Here is a 1107-nt window from a genome sequence, read left to right as displayed (position 1 = left end):
GAGGCGTCTGGCCCGCTGGCGTGGGACCCGTCCGGTTTTGGCCGGGTGCCGGAGTTTCTGCACTCGCCGCTGATGCGGACGAACGCGCAGTGTGCAGCTGCCGCGCAGAAGCTGGCGGTGAAGGCGAGGGCGGCGCGCCGCCAAACGCTGACTGTGACGTGCGCGCCGGACCCGGCTCTTGATGTGCTGGACACGCTGCGGCTGAGGCTGCCGACCCGCACGGTGGATGCCCTGGTGACGGGTATCAGGCTGCCGCTGACTGGGGGATCGATGACGGTCACGGCGAGCGCTGGGTGGGGGGTGCTGGTCGATGTCTGATCCTCTGGGTGATGCTGTCGCGTCTGCTCTGACCCCGGCTCGTCCGCCTGCCGTCGCGGGGGAGGTGAAGGCAACGTCCCCGGTGCTGCTGGTGTCGGTGCTGGGGTCCGAGGTGACGCCGCTGGTGTGGCTGCCGACACCGCTGGCGGTTGGTGACCGGGTGCTGCTGCTGCGCTCCGAGGGGGTGTGGCATGTGGTGGGTCTGCGTACCGCCCGGCCGAGTGAGGGCACTGTGTCATCCACTGGGTCTGGTGTGGTGACCGTCTCGACTGGGGTGGGGCCTGTGACGGTCCCGCACGTCGGTGGTGTGCCGGTGGTGGGTGATCGGGTGGCGCTGCTGTGGGGGTCTGCTGGTGGTGTGGTGGTGGGCCGTATCGGCACACCGTCCGCTCCGCCGCCGCCATCCACGCCGCCGTCTGACCCGACCCCGCCACAGACTGATCCGGCGCCCGCACCGGCCACTGTGGCTGCTGGGGCGGTGCAGGCTGCGACGGCTAGGTCTGGGAGGTGGCGCAGCGACGGCACCGCCGGGCACCGCGCCTATCAGGGGCACTCCACCTCGGGGCAGGTGGCCGACAACACCGGCTACTTTTTTTACGGCTCGACCCTGGCACGGGGCGGGACTGGCTCGTCTGGTGTGGTGCGTCTGTATCGGGCGACCGGTGCGGGCATGTCGGCGGCGCGGACCGTGTGGCTGGCGCTGCACGGGGCCGCGACCCGCCCCGGATCACCCCCTGCGCTGCTCACCACCCCTCGCGCCGCTGGGCAGGGTGCCCAGGGCGGCCCTGT

At 71.7% G+C, this 1107-nt stretch carries 1 protein-coding gene; it reads left to right on the top strand.

What is annotated here, in order from left to right; genetic code table 11:
• Nucleotides 1-318: hypothetical protein (locus RMT89_RS40275; protein ID WP_315888708.1), on the top strand; the 318-nt coding region annotated here is incomplete at its 5' end.
• Nucleotides 319-1107: the final 789 nt, after the last annotated feature.

It is taken from the genome of Streptomyces sp. P17 (genome assembly GCF_032436805.1).
In the GTDB taxonomy this organism is placed as follows: Bacteria; Actinomycetota; Actinomycetes; order Streptomycetales; family Streptomycetaceae; genus Streptomyces.
This window is presented reverse-complemented; position numbering and strand designations above follow the sequence as displayed.